At 39.6% G+C, this 17,220-nt stretch carries 12 protein-coding genes; 2 read left to right on the top strand and 10 right to left on the bottom strand.

The features are described 5' to 3' along the window. The first annotated feature begins 283 nt into the window (after positions 1-283). Complete coding sequence (locus AC1DNH_RS13690) at positions 284-1,300, top strand: pectinesterase family protein (protein ID WP_477581277.1); 1,017 nt, start codon at positions 284-286, stop codon at positions 1,298-1,300. Positions 1,301-1,316: 16 nt separating this feature from the next. Continuing rightward, positions 1,317-2,057: a rhamnogalacturonan acetylesterase gene (locus AC1DNH_RS13685; protein WP_230143282.1), complete on the top strand. Its 741-nt coding sequence runs from the start codon at positions 1,317-1,319 to the stop codon at positions 2,055-2,057. A 351-nt stretch (positions 2,058-2,408) separates the two neighbouring features. Here the strand turns inward: AC1DNH_RS13685 and AC1DNH_RS13680 are convergent, their stop codons facing one another. The 10 genes from AC1DNH_RS13680 to AC1DNH_RS13635 form a co-directional block, all read right to left on the bottom strand. After that, the gene (locus AC1DNH_RS13680; RefSeq protein WP_477581279.1) at positions 2,409-4,034 is read right to left on the bottom strand and encodes an NADP-dependent glyceraldehyde-3-phosphate dehydrogenase; all 1,626 of its coding nucleotides are present in this window, start codon (positions 4,032-4,034) and stop codon (positions 2,409-2,411) included. Between the two features lie 95 nt (positions 4,035-4,129). After that, on the bottom strand, positions 4,130-5,500 hold the full coding sequence (locus tag AC1DNH_RS13675) for an MFS transporter (RefSeq protein ID WP_477581281.1): 1,371 nt from the start codon (positions 5,498-5,500) through the stop codon (positions 4,130-4,132). A gap of 20 nt (positions 5,501-5,520) precedes the next feature. After that, on the bottom strand, positions 5,521-6,183 hold the full coding sequence (locus AC1DNH_RS13670; protein WP_193419254.1) for a bifunctional 4-hydroxy-2-oxoglutarate aldolase/2-dehydro-3-deoxy-phosphogluconate aldolase: 663 nt from the start codon (positions 6,181-6,183) through the stop codon (positions 5,521-5,523). Next, positions 6,176-7,231, bottom strand: a complete 1,056-nt coding sequence (locus tag AC1DNH_RS13665; protein WP_477581283.1) for a PfkB family carbohydrate kinase — start codon at positions 7,229-7,231, stop codon at positions 6,176-6,178. Before AC1DNH_RS13665 ends, AC1DNH_RS13670 begins: the two co-directional genes overlap by 8 nt. Positions 7,232-7,345: 114 nt before the next feature. Beyond that, entirely contained in the window at positions 7,346-8,746 is a 1,401-nt protein-coding gene (gene uxaC / locus AC1DNH_RS13660; RefSeq protein WP_477610538.1) for a glucuronate isomerase, read from the bottom strand. A gap of 190 nt (positions 8,747-8,936) precedes the next feature. Further along, positions 8,937-10,583, bottom strand: coding sequence for a UxaA family hydrolase (locus tag AC1DNH_RS13655; RefSeq protein ID WP_230143275.1), 1,647 nt, complete (start codon positions 10,581-10,583; stop codon positions 8,937-8,939). A 1-nt stretch (position 10,584) separates the two neighbouring features. Continuing rightward, positions 10,585-12,096: a tagaturonate reductase gene (locus AC1DNH_RS13650; protein ID WP_477610894.1), complete on the bottom strand. Its 1,512-nt coding sequence runs from the start codon at positions 12,094-12,096 to the stop codon at positions 10,585-10,587. A 112-nt stretch (positions 12,097-12,208) separates the two neighbouring features. Beyond that, entirely contained in the window at positions 12,209-13,222 is a 1,014-nt protein-coding gene (pelA, locus tag AC1DNH_RS13645; RefSeq protein ID WP_477582472.1) for a pectate lyase, read from the bottom strand. 289 nt (positions 13,223-13,511) lie between these two features. After that, positions 13,512-15,443, bottom strand: a complete 1,932-nt coding sequence (locus AC1DNH_RS13640; protein ID WP_477582474.1) for a glycoside hydrolase family 88 protein — start codon at positions 15,441-15,443, stop codon at positions 13,512-13,514. A gap of 5 nt (positions 15,444-15,448) precedes the next feature. Next, positions 15,449-17,122 carry a glycoside hydrolase family 28 protein gene (locus tag AC1DNH_RS13635; protein ID WP_477582476.1) on the bottom strand — a complete coding sequence of 558 codons (1,674 nt, stop codon included), beginning with the start codon at positions 17,120-17,122 and terminating at the stop codon, positions 15,449-15,451. Between the last annotated feature and the right edge of the window lie 98 nt (positions 17,123-17,220).

Here is a 17,220-nt window from a genome sequence, read left to right as displayed (position 1 = left end):
ACTGATTTTAAGGATGTTCTCACTTGTTAAGAGAGGAGAAATGTATGTCGAGAATTATAGGAGAGCGTCATAAAAGCTAAGAAAAACTCCCAAAAAAAGAGTTTTTCTTAAAATAAATTTGCAATTGTGGTAAACCTAGAATACGACCGGAGCAACGCGTAGTGGAGAGATCTGCCTCGATAGATCTCTCGGCTACGTTGCACTCCACTCGAGATGACGACTCTTGGGTAATGACAATCCAGGAGTTATTAATTAAAATTAAATTCAGATCTTAACTGACCAAATGACAAGAATATCCTACTTCAAGCTGATCACGCTACTCCTCTTCAATATATCCTTTATTTACGTCCATGCCCAGGATCCCAAATATCCTTCAGAAATAACTGTTGCGCAGGATGGCAGTGGAAATTACAAAACCATTCAGGAGGCTGTAAATTCGGTGAGGGATTTAGGCGAGAAAGCAGTTAAAATTCATGTTAAAAACGGAACCTATAAAGAGAAGCTGATTATTCCTTCTTGGAAGATCAAAATCTCTATAATTGGAGAGGATACTGAAAATACCATCATCACCTTTGATGATTATTCAGGAAAATCCAATGCGTCAGGTAAGGATGTTTTTGGCAATGCTAAATTCAGCACTTATACCTCATTCACAGTACTTGTTCAGGGAAGTGATACCCAGCTAGAAAATTTAACCATTATCAATTCATCTGGAAGAGTTGGACAGGCGGTAGCCTTACATGTAGAAGGCGATCGTTTTAAAGCAAAAAACTGCAGATTTTTGGGCAATCAGGATACGCTGTATGCCGCGATCGAAAATAGCCGGCAATACTATCAGGATTGTTATATTGAAGGTACAACCGATTTTATTTTCGGCAAGGCTACAGTAGTCTTTCAAAATTGTACAATCAAAAATTTAAGTGATTCTTATATTACCGCAGCTTCAACTTCAGCGATGCAAAAGTTTGGGTTTGTTTTTATAAATTGTACGCTCATTGCAGATGAAACTGTAACGAAAGCTTATCTCGGCAGACCATGGAGGCCTTATGCAAAAACGGTATTCATCAGCTGCGATCTGGGGAAACATATTTTGCCCGAAGGTTGGAATCCATGGAAAGGTGATCTGATGTTCCCTAATAAGGAATTGACCGTTTTTTATGCAGAATATAAAAGTAAGGGCGATGGCGCGTCACCTAAAACGAGGTTGACCTGGACAAAACAATTAACAGATAAAGAGGCAAAAAACTATACTTTAAAAAATATATTAGGTGGAACGGATCAATGGAATCCAGCTAAATAAAATAACTGATAAAAACATGAACAAGAATTTCTTTAAAATTTTGGCGGCAGGAACAATAGCCGTTTTATTTTCTTTTACATTCATCCCAAAGAAAACAAAACTCTATATCATTGGCGACTCTACCGCAGCAAATAAAGAAGAAAAAGCGTATCCAGAAACAGGCTGGGGCATGGCATTACAATCTTATTTTAAGGCTGATGTTACCGTTGATAACCGGGCTTTGAACGGAAGGAGTACAAAATCTTTCAGGGCAGAGAAACGCTGGGACCCAATATTGGCCGAGTTAAACCCAGGCGATTATGTTTTTATCGAATTCGGGCATAACGATGAGAAAGTCGATAAACCAGCTGTCGGTGTATCCTTAGCAGATTTCAAGATCAATCTGGTTAATTATGTAAAAGAAACCAGAAGTAAAAAAGCTTTCCCGGTTTTATTAACGCCAATCTCCCGCAGAAGTTTCAAGAATGGGGTTTTGCTCGATTCTCATGGAGATTACCCTCGCATTACCCGCCAGGTTGCCGATTCTTTAGGTGTTCCTTTAATTGATATGCTGGTTAAAACCGAAAGTTTATTAAACCGCTTAGGTGAAGAGCCATCCATTAAATTATTCAATTATGTTGATTCGGGAAATGTGAACTACCCAAATGGCAAGAAAGATAATACACATTTAAGTCCAGAAGGTGCTAAACAAATTGCCGGTTTAGTGGTGAAAGGGATTAAAGAGCTAAAGTTGAGCTTGGTGAAGAGTTTGAAGTAAAATAGCGCTATTATCGTCCTCGTTTGTAACGAGGATGCATGAGAAAGGCGATTGTATCGCCGATAAACAGTACCGCATTACAAATGCGGATCTCGCAAATCCTCGTTACAAACGAGGACTATAAATAATTATCACCACGTCATCTTGAATTTATTTCATGATCTTTACATGCATATTGGATGCTGAAATAAATTCAGCATGACGACCGCCGAAAAAACAGAAAACTATTTAAAAAAAAAAGTCATTGCGAGAAGGCTTTTTCAGCCGACGAAGCAATCTTCTAGAATCGACAATTAATTCTTCGTGTTAAGATTGCTTCGTCGTTCCTCTTCGCAATGACGATTATCCTTATTAAAAAATATATTTCGTACTTAAAAAGTTCGAATCATCGCCTTTAACAATTTCGTTCAATAATTTTTTATTATCATCTGTAAATTTGGTTGCTACCAACGAACGGATCGAGAACGAACGCAATGCATCCACTACAGAAAGTGTTCCTTCAGCACTGTCTTTACGACCGGTAAAAGGGAAAGCATCTGGACCACGTTGACACTGGCAGTTAATGTTCACACGACTTACCTGGTTAACCAAAGGATCAATTAATGAAGAAATTACCGCCGCGTTATTACTAAAAATACTCACCTGCTGGCCGTGTGGAGAGCCAATTAAATATTCGATAGGTTCTTCCAGATCATCAAACGGAACAACAGGAACAATCGGCCCAAACTGCTCTTCGCGGTATAGTTTCATATTGCTGTTTACCGGATACATAATGGCTGGATAAACAAAAGTTTCTAAGGTTTGTCCACCATTTTTATTGATCACTTTAGCGCCGTGCGAAACTGCATCATCAATACATTCTTTTAAGTATTCAGGTTTGTTCAGCTCAGGCAGCGGAGTAAGGTTTACGCCTTTCTCCCATGGCATACCAAATTTCAGTTTCTCTACTTCTGCAGATAAACGTTTTAGAAACTCCTGTGCTAAACTGCGGTGAACATAAACGATTTTAATCGCAGTACAACGCTGTCCGTTAAAAGAAAGCGAACCTAGAACCGTTTCAGAAACCGCCAAATCAAGATTGGCATCTTTAGTAATGATTGCTGCATTTTTAGCATCCAAACCTAAAATTGCCCTTAAACGGTTTACTTTAGGATGCAGTTTTTTCAGTTCGTTGGCTACTTTACTCGATCCGATTAAGGTAAGCACATTAATTTTTCCTGATTTCATTAGTCCTGGCACAATGGTATTGCCACGGCCATAAATGGTATTTACAACACCTTTAGGGAAGCTGGAACGGAAAGCCTCTAATAAAGGATAGTGCAATAAGGTACCATGCTTAGGTGGTTTGAATAAAAGCGTATTGCCCATAATCAAAGCTGGAATAAGCGTCGTAAAAGTTTCGTTTAGAGGATAATTAAATGGCCCCATACAAAGTACCACACCCAGCGGAGAACGGCGTACCTGAGCAACTATTCCCTGCTCAATTTCAAAACGTGACGATTGCCTGTCGATATCCTTTAGTGCATCGATAGTGGCATAGATATACTCAACCGTACGGTCGAATTCTTTAACCGAATCGGCATAAGATTTACCGATCTCCCACATAATCAATTTCGCAACAATTTCTTTTTGCTCAATCATTTTATGAGTGAAGTTTTCTACGCAGCTAATCCGATCAGCAACGCTCATAGTCGGCCATTGTCCGCGGCCGTTATCATAAGCGGCTACAGCTGCATCTAAAGCTTCTGTCGACTCTTTTTCTGTACAAACAGGGAAACTACCAATATGCTTTCGTTTTAAGCCTTCGGGGGTTTTTACGCATACCGGAGAAAACACTTCATTAAATGGTCCATTCCATGGTTTCATCTCTCCATTTGAAAGAAACTCTTTTTGATTGATTTCTTCCTTGAGCCTAAATTCATCTGGAATCTGGCTCTCTTCAACGAAAATACTTTCGAGGTTTAGCGATGTACTCAATTTGGGTTGTTGTTAGGGTTAAATTAATGTTAAGTCTATAGTTTAAGTATAGATTTATTGTTGTAAAAAGAGCCAAAGTAATTGGCTCTAAATATTTACAGTTCTATTGTTTTCATTTTTGGCACCAATGTCTTCATTACTACCCAAGCAATAATATAAGCAATGGCACAAAATGCAAACATAATGGTGTAACCAGTTTGGATATGTCCTAATCCCTTGTAATGATCGAACAGGGCACCGCCAACTTTAGAAACTATTACGCCTCCGATTCCTCCTGCCATACCACCAATTCCAATAATTGATCCAATTGCTTTTTTGGGAAACATATCTGATACTGTTGTAAAAATGTTTGCAGACCAAGCTTGGTGTGCAGAAGCTCCGATTCCAATTAACAATACAGGAATCCAAAAAGTATAGTGCCCCAAAGGTTGAGCAAGTAAGACCACTAAAGGAAATAATGCAATTACGAACATTGCTCTCATTCTGCCTTCATAAACATTGTATCCTTTTTTAAGGAAATACGCAGGAAACCACCCGCCACCAATACTACCAATCATTGTCATACTGTAAAGTACAAAAAGTGGGAACGATATTGATGTTCCTTCCATTCCATACTGGGCCTTTAAATATGAAGGAAGCCAAAACAAAAAGAACCACCAAACACCATCTGTCATAAACTTTCCAAACGTGAAAGCCCAAGTTTGTTTATATCCTAATAATTTAAACCATGAAACCTTTTTTGCTTCAGTTTCAGATTCTGATGGAACAATAACTTTTTGATCTGTGTCTAATAGAATATACTCCAATTCAGCTTTAGATAAACGCTTTTGTTCTTCAGGTTTATCATAAAAAATAAACCAAAATATTAGCCAGAAAAAGCCTGCTGCTCCTATAATTAAAAATGCAGTTTCCCAACCCCACGCTTCAGCAATGTATGGCACAGTAGCAGGAGCTAGAATTGCACCAACGTTTGCTCCTGAATTAAAGATTCCTGTTGCAAAGGAACGTTCCTTTTTAGGAAAATATTCTGCTGTTGCTTTAATTGCTGCCGGAAAATTTCCAGATTCTCCAAAACCTAAAACAGCTCTAGAAACAATGAAGCCCAGTACAGATACCGATATACTTGTGATTCCAACTAACGCAAAAATTGATGAAACGGCCTCTCCTACAGGAATAGCTTTGGCATGCAGGATGGCGCCCAGTGACCAAACAATTATTGCAATTGCATATCCCCATTTGGTTCCCAACTTATCTATTATTCGTCCAGCAAAAAGCATTGATATAGCATAAACGAATTGAAAAGCTGCTGTTATGTTTGCGTAATCTGAATTTGTCCAGTTAAACTCCGCTTCGAGTTTGCTAGATAGCAAACTTAAAACTTGTCTATCTAAATAATTTACTGTAGTAGCGAAAAACAGAAGTGCGCATATGGTCCATCTGTATTTGCCTATTTTCGTTTGGTTCATTTGGTTAGTGTGTGTTAGATTTATTTGCTCTGCTGAATTAAGTCAAGCGCTAGTTTTGTATTGTCGAATAACTCCTCGTAAAGACCTTTGCTCATCACATCTTTACTGATTAATTTGCTGCCCATACCTACGGCACAAACGCCTGACTTAAACCAAGTTTTTAGGTTGTCGGCATTAATTTCTACGCCACCAGTTGGCATAAACAGCTGTCCGGCGAAAAGATCTTTAATTGATGAAATAAATTCGGGGCCTAAAATATTGGCAGGGAAAATTTTGATCAGCATGGCTTTGTGCTCTTGAGCGACACTGATTTCAGTCGGGGTCATACAGCCAGGGATCCATAGCATACCAATTTTGTTTGCAATTTCGGCAACTGCCGGATTTACGATCGGTGCTACAATAAAATCTGTTCCAGCTTCGATAAATGCATTTGCATCGGCAGGAGTTTTAATCGTTCCAATTCCCAAATAAAGATCGGGCATTTCAGCATCACGGATTTCTTTCAACTTTTTAAAGTTCGGCAGGGCCGATTTACCTCGGTTGGTATATTCAAAAACACGAACGCCGGCTTTATACAAAGTGCGTAATATTTCTACGCTACCCGATTCGCTATCCTGGTAAAAAAGGGGTAACATGCCCTGCTCTAAAATGGCATCTAAAATTTTGTGCTTGTTGCTAATCATTGCGTATTATTCTTTTTTCTATATCGGCTACAGTACTGGTTGTAGCATCGCTTGGAATGTATAATTTATCGTATGCTGCTGCGGTGGCAAAATTTAAGGTTTCTTTGGCCGATAGTTGGTTGTAAAAGCCATAAATCAGACCGGCCATAAAACAATCGCCACTACCTACCTTATCTAAAATTTCTTCTGAAACATATTCTTCAGAAACTGTTAATTCATCAGCAGTATAAATGGCAGTATAATACCTGATGCCCTTGCCATGATCGAACCTAAAGGTATTTGCAACCGCCTTGCAAGACGGAAACAAACTTAATATTTCTTTAGAAGTATCTGTTGCCTGTTGCAGTAACGTTTCCTTTGCATAACCCTCAGTTGGTGTTAAATCTTCGTGAAGTGCAGTGCCCAACATTTTATTGGCGGCCCACACATTGCCCATAATCAGCGTGCAATACTGAGCCAGTTCGGGCAACACATCAATCGGATCTTTACCGTATTTCCAAAGCTTGGCGCGATAGTTTAAATCGAGCGAAATGGTAATATTTTTCGCACTTGCCACTTTTAAAGCTTCTAAGCAAACATCAGCAATAGATTGATTTATTGCCGGGCAAATGGCGCTGAAATGAAACCAGCTCACACCTTCAAAAACTTCATCCCAGTTAATTTGGCCAACTTTTAAATCGGCATAGGCCGAATTTGCCCTATCGTAAATTACGCCTGCATTTTTAAGGTCTTTCCCTTTCGGAAGATAGTATAACCCCAAACGTTCGCCATGATAAACCATTGGTGTGGTATCAATGTTCCGTGCATCCAGATAATCTACAATCTCTCTGGTTACCGAATTATCAGGCACAGCCGATAAGTAAGTTGAAGGAACATTCCAAAGTGCCAGCGCTGTTGCTACATTGAGCTCTGCACCGCCCACATAAAATGGTAGTTTATTTTCTTTTAACCACTGGCCGTCCATATCGGGACAGATGCGCAAAAGTATTTCACCAAAGCTTAAAACTTTTTCTCCTTTTTTTGATGAAGCGAATATTTGGGTGCTCATTTTTGTATCTAATCGGCGTATTTCATGCTGTTTTCTGCAACGGTATGAAAATGGAAGGAAAACGATTGAAATGATTTGATTCCAACGAAATACCTCTTTAAAGCCCTATTTTGGTTAAAATTTAAAGTAATTTTTTGCGTTAAAGTACGAAATATCCTGAACAATTTTGCCAACCCACTCCAAGTCGTTAGGTAATTCGCCGTTCTCAATATCTTCTCCAAAGAGGTTACAAACGATCCTTCTGAAATATTCGTGACGAGGAAAAGAAAGGAAACTTCGCGAATCGGTAAGCATACCCACCAAACGGCTTAGCAGCCCCATGTTTGATAATGCGTTTAATTGTTTGATCATGCCATCTTTCTGATCTAAAAACCACCATGCCGAACCAAATTGCACTTTACCCGCAACCGAACCATCGTTAAAGTTTCCGATCATCGTTGCAATTAATTCATTATCAGCCGGATTAAGGTTATAGATAATGGTCTTTGCCAGTTTATCCTGATTATCCAAACGGTTTAAGAATTTAGAAAGCATTCGGGCCTGACTAAAATCGCCGATAGAATCCCAACCGGTATCAGGTCCTAACTGCCTTAACATCCGGGCATTGTTGTTACGCAATGCACCCAGATGATACTGTTGCACCCAACCTTTTTCGTGATCCCATTCTGCAAAATAAATCAGCATGGCCGATTTAAATTTCAGGTTCTCCTCGTAAGAAATATGTTGTTTACTGCGGATTTTGTCGAAAATTGATGCAATTTCTGCTTCTGTATAATCTTCAGCATAAATCTGCTCTAAACCATGGTCAGAAACTGAACAGCCATTTGCCGCAAAGTAATCGTGACGGCTTTTTAAAGCATCAATATAATCCTGAAAGCTACTGATTGTTTTATCTACAACACTTTCCAATTTGTCAATATATTCATTCAAACCTTCAATATCGTCACTGTTCATCGCTTTATCCGGGCGGAAGGCAGGCAACATTTTAAGGTTTGCGCCTTCTCTTGCCAATTGTTGGTGATAGTTTAAACTATCCAAAGGATCATCGGTAGTACAAACGGCTTCTACATTCATTTTGGCTAGCAAACCACGTACAGAATATTCAGGTGTCTGCAATTTTGCAGAACATTCGTCGAAAATTTTCTGTGCCGTTTTACCAGAAAGTAAATCAGTTATACCAAAATAGCGTTGAAGTTCCAGATGTGTCCAGTGGTATAAAGGATTACGTAAAGTATAGGGAACAGTTTCTGCCCATTTTTCAAATTTTTCATAGTCAGATCCTACACCTGTAATGTATTTTTCATCAACACCATTGGCACGCATCGCTCTCCATTTGTAATGATCGCCAGCAAGCCAAACCTGACTGATGTTGGCAAATTGAGTGTTATTTGCAATCTGCTCTGGAATAAGGTGATTATGGTAGTCGATAATCGGCAATGATTTTGCAAAATTGTGATAAAGCTTTTCAGCAGTTTTGCTTTGCAAAAGAAAATTTTCGTCTAAAAAAGGTTTCATGCTATGTAATTTGAGATAAGAGATTTGAGATGATCAAAACGCTTATCTATTCATTTTCTATTTATCCCCGGTCTGTGTCCTCACAGATCGGAACTCAATTTATGTTTTATTCCCTTGGTGGTCTGTGAGGACACAGACCACGGAATAAGGCTCCAAGACTCACGACTTCGGACTTACCACTCCAGACTCACTAAAGGCTCACTCCCCGTTTCCATGGAATAAAATCATCCTGATTAAGCAATACCGCTTTAGGAATTACTTCGCCACTAGCTGCTTTAATGCAATACTCCAGGATATCTTCTCCCATTTGTTCGATGGTTTTTTCGCCTTCGATTACTGGCCCACAGTTGATATCGATAATATCGCCCATGCGTTTGGTTAATGCATTATTGGTTGAAACCTTGATGGTAGGGCAAACAGGATTTCCTGTTGGCGTACCCAAGCCTGTTGTAAACAAGATTAATGTTGCTCCAGACGCTGCTTTTCCTGTAGTAGCCTCAACATCATTTCCGGGAGTACAAACTAAGTTTAATCCTGGTTTTGTAGCAGGCTCAGTATAATCTAATACATCTTCCACTGGCGATGTTCCGCCTTTTTTGGCTGCACCAGTACTCTTAATCGCATCGGTAATCAAACCATCTTTTATATTTCCAGGCGATGGATTCATGAAAAATCCAGAGCCTACATTTTCTGCAGATTGATTGTAAGCAGTCATCAATTGAATGAATTTACGCGCTGCGGTTTCGTCTTTTGTGCGGTCGATTAACTGTTGTTCTGCGCCGCAAAGTTCAGGGAACTCGGCTAGGAGTACAGTACCACCCAAAGCCACCAACAAATCAGATGTATAACCTACTGCCGGATTAGCACTGATTCCACTAAAACCATCGCTACCGCCACATTTAACACCTAAAACCAGTTTGCTTAAAGGGGCAGGCTGGCGTTCGATCTTATTGATCTCAGTTAAACCGATAAAAGTTTTTCTAATCGCTTCTTTAACCAATTGCTCTTCACTTTGCGATTGTTGCTGCTCAAAAATGAATAAAGGTTTATCAAAATTTGGACTACGGTGTTTTAAATCGTCCATAAAATCTTTAACCTGTAAGTTCTGGCAACCAAGGCTCAATACAGTAACACCCGCAACGTTGGGATGATCGGCATAAGCAGCCAATAATTTACTTAATACAGCAGCATCCTGACGGGTACCACCGCAACCACCCTGGTGATTTAAGAATTTAATGCCATCAACATTTTTAAAAACGCGGTTGGCTGACGGGTTTGCAATTCCAATTGAACTTGGATCAGCTTCTTCCAGGATTTCGCCGTTTTTATAAGCCTCAACCAGCTCATGGGCGTAAGATTTGTATTTATCGGTTACCGCATAACCCAATTCATTGTGCAAAGCTTCACGGATCACATCTAAATTGCGGTTTTCGCAGAAAACAGTCGGAATAAACAACCAATAATTTGCAGTTCCCACGCGGCCATCACTACGGATATAACCATTAAAGGTTCTGCCTTCAAATTTAGAAACATCAGGGGCATGCCATTCGTAATGGTACGGACGGAATTCATATGGATCAGAAGCATGTTTAGTGTTTTCTGTATCCATTAAACCACCTTTTAGGATAAAATGCTGTGCTTTCCCTACCAGTACACCATACATAATAATGTGATCACCCGCATTCATATCCTGCATAAAAAACTTATGCTTAGCCTGGATATCATCCTGTAAAATATATTCCTGCCCATCGTAAATAACGGTTTCGCCTTTTGCCAGGTTTTGTAGGGCAACAAGTACGTTATCGTTAGGATGGATTTTTAAAATTCTAGTAACCATTTTAAATTGTTCTTTCTGAATGCAAGTTACTTAAAGTTTCTTTTGCACCCTTGTTCTGTAATAAATCAACGTAAGATTTTACGGCCGCGTTAAAGCCAGGGTAATTATTCAAGTTTTTATCCCAAAGACGTCTGTCGCCAAGGGTATTATCTACAACCGTTTCAGGGTTTTTCCAGTAATCATATAGAATCTCTGCAAATTCATCCTGTATCGGAAAGGTTTTTCCGTTTGCGCTGGCCGTGTAAGTATCACCATCTTTATTCACATTCATGAAAAGAATATATGCTGCCACACCTAAAGCAGTAAGTTGAGGTACTTCATTGTTTAAAGCGTAATATCTTCTGATTAACGGCATGTTACGCATCTGCATTTTTGAGGTGAAGTTTAGCGTTATGGCTTGCCACTGGTGCTCTAAGGATGGATTGCTAAAACGATCAATTACGCTTTCTGCAAAGGCAATCGCTTCATCATAGGTAATATCTTCGTTTACCACAACAGGGGCAATTTCATCTTTCATCAATTTTAATACATTGGCTGAAAAATCTTCATTCGCCATAGCCTCTTTTACGGTATTAAAGCCCGCTAAAATGGCCAATCCACAGCTAATGGTGTGCGTACCGTTAAGTAACCGGAGTTTTAGCTCTTTAAATTTATCGATCGATGGAACAATAAAAACCCCTTTATCAGCCTTTTCAAAAGATAAAATCTCCTTCACTTTTTCGCTTGAAGATTCGATAGCCCAAAGCCTGAAGGGCTCGGCCATAATCATGAGTTCATCTGCATAGCCCAGTTCACTTTCAATCGCTTTTTGTTCAGCCTCAGGAAGTTTTCCCGGAACAATCCTATCGACCAAAGTTTTGCAGAAATGATTGGCTGTTTTTAACCAGTTTTCGAAATCCCAGCCCAATTTGTTCTGGATGGCCAGATCTAATAAAATTTCTTTCAATTTATCAGCATTATCACTGATTAATTCTGTAGGTACAATCACCATTCCGCTTTCGGCCGAGCCGTTAAAAGCAGTATATCTTTCGTGCAAGAATGCCAATAGTTTCCCTGGATACGATTGTGGTGGATTATCAGTTATTTTATCTTCGCTTTTAACAATCCCAACTTCAGTAGTGTTAGAAATTACGACCTGCATTTCTGGCTGGTGGGCAGCTTTTAAAATTTCGGTCCAATCTTGCGAAGCCGATAAAACACGGCTGATTGATGAGTTGATTGAATTTTCTTCAACATTAACACCATCTTCGATACCTTTTACACAAAGTGTGTATAAATTATCCTGTTTCGAAAATGCATCGGCACCACCTTTTGAAGTAGATTTGACTACTAAAATACGCCCATTAAAAATACCTTTCTGGTTGGCCTTATCAATAAAATAATCTGGTAAACCACGTAATAAAACACCAGTTCCAAACTGGATTACTTTTTCTGGTAAAGCCAAAATTTCGGCGCTTGGTTTGGTAACCTTGTCGCTGTTAATGTTTGCTAAATTTTCTTTGTTTAAAATCATATCCTTGCGATTTCCGTCATTGCGAGGAACGAAGCAATCTTAAAGCGGTAGAAATTCCCACCCATAGTAGTAAGATTGCTTCGTGCCTCGCAATGGCGATTTTTATAATTATTTATTTCCCATTCGTGCTTAACCACTTCGGGTATTCCTTTTCAATTAATTTCTGTCCCCAGTTGCCATACCAGGCATAACCGTTTCGCCGCTCAGGACTTAACTCTTCCAATTTTGTTTTAATGGTATTGTCGCGATCGCCGAAAATCGGAGTGTTTTTCTCTATATCGTAAAAACGCGCCCAAGCCATGCTGGTGTTATCGGCAACCAAAGCTGAAATATTTTTGTTCCGATCAAAGCGGTAGCCAGCTATTTTATAGGTATCGAACCATTTCACCGCTGCAGCAACTGCATTTTTCACTTCTGGTGATGGGTTTTTAAGCCTAATTAAAAAACGGACAATACCTGCCGATTCACTTGTACTTAACGAGGCAGGCTCAAATGCCCTTGCTTTTGCAGGTAACATCGAGTCTTTATCGTATTGTGCAGCCCAGATGGTTAAAGTTCCATTTTGTTTTACCTGCGTTTTGATAATACAATTGATACCATTTGCAATGGCTTTCTCGGCTTTTTTGATGTAGGCTGGATTCACGACCTCAAAATCATTTTTTTGAGTTGCAATATCCTGTAGAATGTTCAATACATTAATCATTGCATCATCATTGTAAGTAATTTCTGAACGGTATAAAGTTTTATCAGGATAATACTGTGGCCAGCCACCATTGGCATATTGAGCAGCTAAAATATAATCCAATCCTTTTTCAGCTGCCGCTAAATAAGCCTTGTTTTGTGTTTTTTTATAAGCTTGAACCAGATATACCACTTCTCTGCTGGTGGCTTTATTATCGAATGTGGCATGCAAATCTTTAGTTGCTTTTATCTTAGCCAAAAGCTCGGGCGTTAAGGTTGCCCCATAGTTAACCACGCTTTTATCTTCCAACTGCTTAGGCCAACCACCATTGCCGAGTTGATATACAAGCATTTTTTCTGCAGTAGAATCGGTAGGCTGCTGCGCATAACACGATAACATTAAGCTTATACAGATCAGGGTTAACAATATTTTTATTTTCATCATTGTTGTTTGTTAGTTTATTGCCACGGAAGCACGGATTAACACGGAGAACTTTTTTATTCCAATCTGTCACGTTGAGCTTGTTGAATTGCTATTTGCCGTAATTTTAGCAAGTTCTTCGACAGGCTCAGGATGACAGTTCTATTTCGTTATCTGTGTTCATTTTTTTCATCTGTGGTTAATTTTACCTGGAACGACTTCCGTGGTCTGTGTCCCCACAGATCACCACTTAATTCTTTTTCCGTGCTTCCGCGTTTCCGTGGCTAATATTTTATTTATCTGCGGTTAAAACCTACTTTTTACCCGGAACCTGTTTAATCAACCATTTTACCAAATCGTTCGTTGCCTTAAAGTTTTCAAAATCTGCAGGCAATTTTCGGCCATCGATATATTCGTTGTAAAACCACGGATCACCTACCGCGAAAACAGTTCCCTTACCATATTTTGCTGTTGCAATAAGTACATCACCATTATCCTTTAAGGCCGAAACGGCAGGGCTTTTTGCTACTATCGTCGAAATTTCTTTGATGTAAACCTTTTTAGCTGTTTTAAAAATTGAATTTCCGACAGGAATTTTTACTGCGCCCTGCTCAAAATTTGAGCCTTGAACCTTATTGCGGCTATCTTCGTTAAAATGAATGCCGAAGGTTTCTGGTAATACGTTGAATTTCGAAATTTCACAATTGCCAACATCATTTAATAACAATACCAATACGCCACCCGCTTTAACCCATTCGCTAACCTGTTTGGCATGTGCGGCAGTCATGAAATTCGGGTTTGCTGTTTCTTTTTCCGTATCAGGATCTACAATAATGTAAATGTTACTTCCTTTTAAGTTTGCTGTTGTTGGTGCTGTTTTAAGGGTAGCGGTTTTAACGCCTGCATCATTAAATACTTTACCGAATAATGAAAAACCGTTATTATCATCTTCTTCCCATACGTAATGAAAGGGAATTTTATCGCCGGTTGGGCCGGTCATATACTCGTTATTGAAAAAATTATCAACCGTAACGGTTAAACCTTCACCTGTTTTAGGGAGTGCAGCAATCTCCATTTCTGAAGCGGCGCAGATAAACGCCCCTACACCTTTCGGATCGTTGGTGATTACTTTTTCGCTAATGTAATAGTCGAAACTTCCGTCGCGGTATTTAGGTTTCCCACCCAATCCTGATACCGAAACGGTTTTGGTCAGGTTTATTCTTTCTGCTCCTGCTTGTTCAACAAATTCTTTCTTTAAGCCTGCGTAACCTTTATTTGCAGCGGCCATAAATGATGGTGCCAACCAACCTTTACGTACACCTTTGGCTAATCCATATACAAACATGCTCGACGCAGAACTTTCGAGGTAATTTCCTTTTCTGGTTGGCATATCTAAAATATCGAACCAAACACCCGATTTCGCATCCTGGTATTTTACTGCAGCAGTTGCTGTACGGTTTAAAATGGCTATTAATTCTTTCCTTTGTGGATGATTGGCCGGAAAATTATCCAGCACATCTACCAAAGCCATAATGTACCAACCCATTGCCCTGCCCCAGAAATTTGCTGAGCGACCTGTTTTTTTATCGGCCCATTGTTCTGCTCTGCTCTCATCATAACCGTGATAAAGTAATCCTGTTTTAGCATCGCGGGCATTTTTCTCCATCAGGATAAACTGCTTGGCAATGTCGTCGAAAGCTGCATCTTTTTTCATCAGCTTGGCATACTCCGCATAAAACGGTTCGCCCATGTATAAGCCATCCAACCACATTTGATTGGGATAAATTTTCTTGTGCCAAAAGCCACCTTCCTGGGTACGTGGCTGTTTTTGCAGCTGATCGTATAATTTAGTTGCTGCTAACAGGTATTTTTGTTGTCCGGTAACCTTATATAACAATAATAACGAACGGCCATTTTTAATGTTGTCGATATTAAAATCGTCAGGTTTATACGTATTGATATTTCCTTCCTTATCCAAATAGGCATCCATTGAGCTTTGGATGTACTTGAAATATTTCCCATCGCCGGTATTCCGCCAAACAGTTGCGGCACCTTCCAGTACCACGCCCATGTCGTAGGTCCATTTAGGGCCTTTGGCACCTTTTAACAGTGTAGTATCCTGAAACAGTTTTTCCATCGCTGTTAGGGTTAACTGTTCTGACAATTTCTTTTGGGCAAATCCACTTTGTGTTAAAATAGAAAAACCGATGAGCGCAGCTGCTGTATATAGAATTGATCTCTTCATGTTTGTTATTTTGAAATTTCCAGTGCTTTTTTATCTACCTCTATACCTAAAAGTGAGGCCATTTTTGCTTTAGAAACATCTGTTCTGCTAATTTTTACACCTTTTGTTTTTTCTCCCGATACGTCAAACAAAACCTTGCTGTTGTCAGGGTATTTTAAGTTACTGATATTGATGTTGGAACTGTTCTGGATCATTACAACCGGACTGGTGTCTTCTGTAATTACGTTTATATTTTTAAGGAAAATGCCAGCGGCTTCAATAATTTCAATGCCTTTCTTCGCTTTTATGGTTACGTTTTCCAGGTGGATATCTTTGATGTTCATTTCTGGCAGTCCCCTGAAAAATATGGCTTTCTCAGCGCCATTGGCTACCACATCTTTAATGTAAAAGTTTCTGAACTGAGGGGTCGCTTCGGTTACCGGAACCGTTACCGTTTTAATGGCTTCGCGTTTTTCGCCTGCCAAAGGAACCGGATCAACCGCAGCATAATACATATCAAACAGAATCGCTTCGCCTGGAATATCGATCATGTTGATGTTGTTGATGTAAATATTTTCTACCACACCACCACGGCCGCGGGTAGTTTTAAAACGCAGGCCAATATCGGTGCCGATAAAAGAACAGTCGTACACCCAGATATTTTTCGCACCGCCACTCATCTCGCTTCCGATTACAAAACCACCATGGGCATGGTAAACCACATTATTCCGAATAATTACATTTTCTGTAGGTACGCCACGTTTGCGGCCCGCTTCATCTCTTCCCGATTTAATACAGATCCCATCATCACCCACATCGAAAGTGCTGCCTTCAATCAATACGTTTTTGCACGATTCTACATCAACACCATCACCATTCTGTGCAAACCAGGGGTTTTTTACTTGTAAGTTTCTTAAGGTCAAATCCTCGCAGAGTAAGGGATGTAAATTCCATGCCGGTGAATTTTGAAAGGTAACACCTTCTAAAAGAATTTTTTTGCAACCTGTTAAAACCAACAGATTCGGGCGAAGAAAATCTTTTATATCTTCATAATCGGCTGCTGTTTTACCAGCCTCAATTACGCCGGCATTTTTGGTATTCGAACCTTTAACGGTTTTCTCAGATGGGTACCACATTTTTCCGTCAGCCCTCACTACGCCACCAGATGCCACCAAGGTTTTCCACTGTGTTTCGGTCAATTTATCTTTTTTAACCATGCGCCAGGCACCACCGTTCCCGTCGATAATCCCCGTTCCGGTAATGGCTATATTTTCGAGGTTAACACCCGAAATCGGACTCTGGTTTCTCCACGCTGGTTGACCTTCCCAATTTCCCTGTACCAATTTGTATTGGTTAAAGTCGTCGGTAAACTGAAGGATTGCATCGCGTTTAAGGTGTAGGTTTACATTACTTTTTAACTCAATAGGACCAGTTAACCACAAGCCTGATGGAATTAAAACCACACCACCACCTTTCTGGCTTACACTGGCTATGGTTTTATTGATGCTTTGCGTATTTAAGGTAATCCCATCACCCTTTGCTCCAAAGCTGATAATACTTGTGGTATCTTTTTTAAATTTAACCTGCTGGATAACGGGTAGGCTTTGCTGTTGTTGCGCTATGGCAGCACTTGCAGAAGATAAAATTAAGCATGCCAGCGCTACTTTAATACGGCATAAACTACCAGAAATATGTTTCATTATTTGTGCTGTTAAATTATACTTGGTTATTGTAATAACAAGTGTACGTTGTTTGCACTTAAAATAGAAGAGAAATCTATGCAATCGTTACCGGAAAA

The sequence above is a fragment of the Pedobacter sp. 01N310 genome (assembly GCF_056399805.1).
This window is presented reverse-complemented; position numbering and strand designations above follow the sequence as displayed.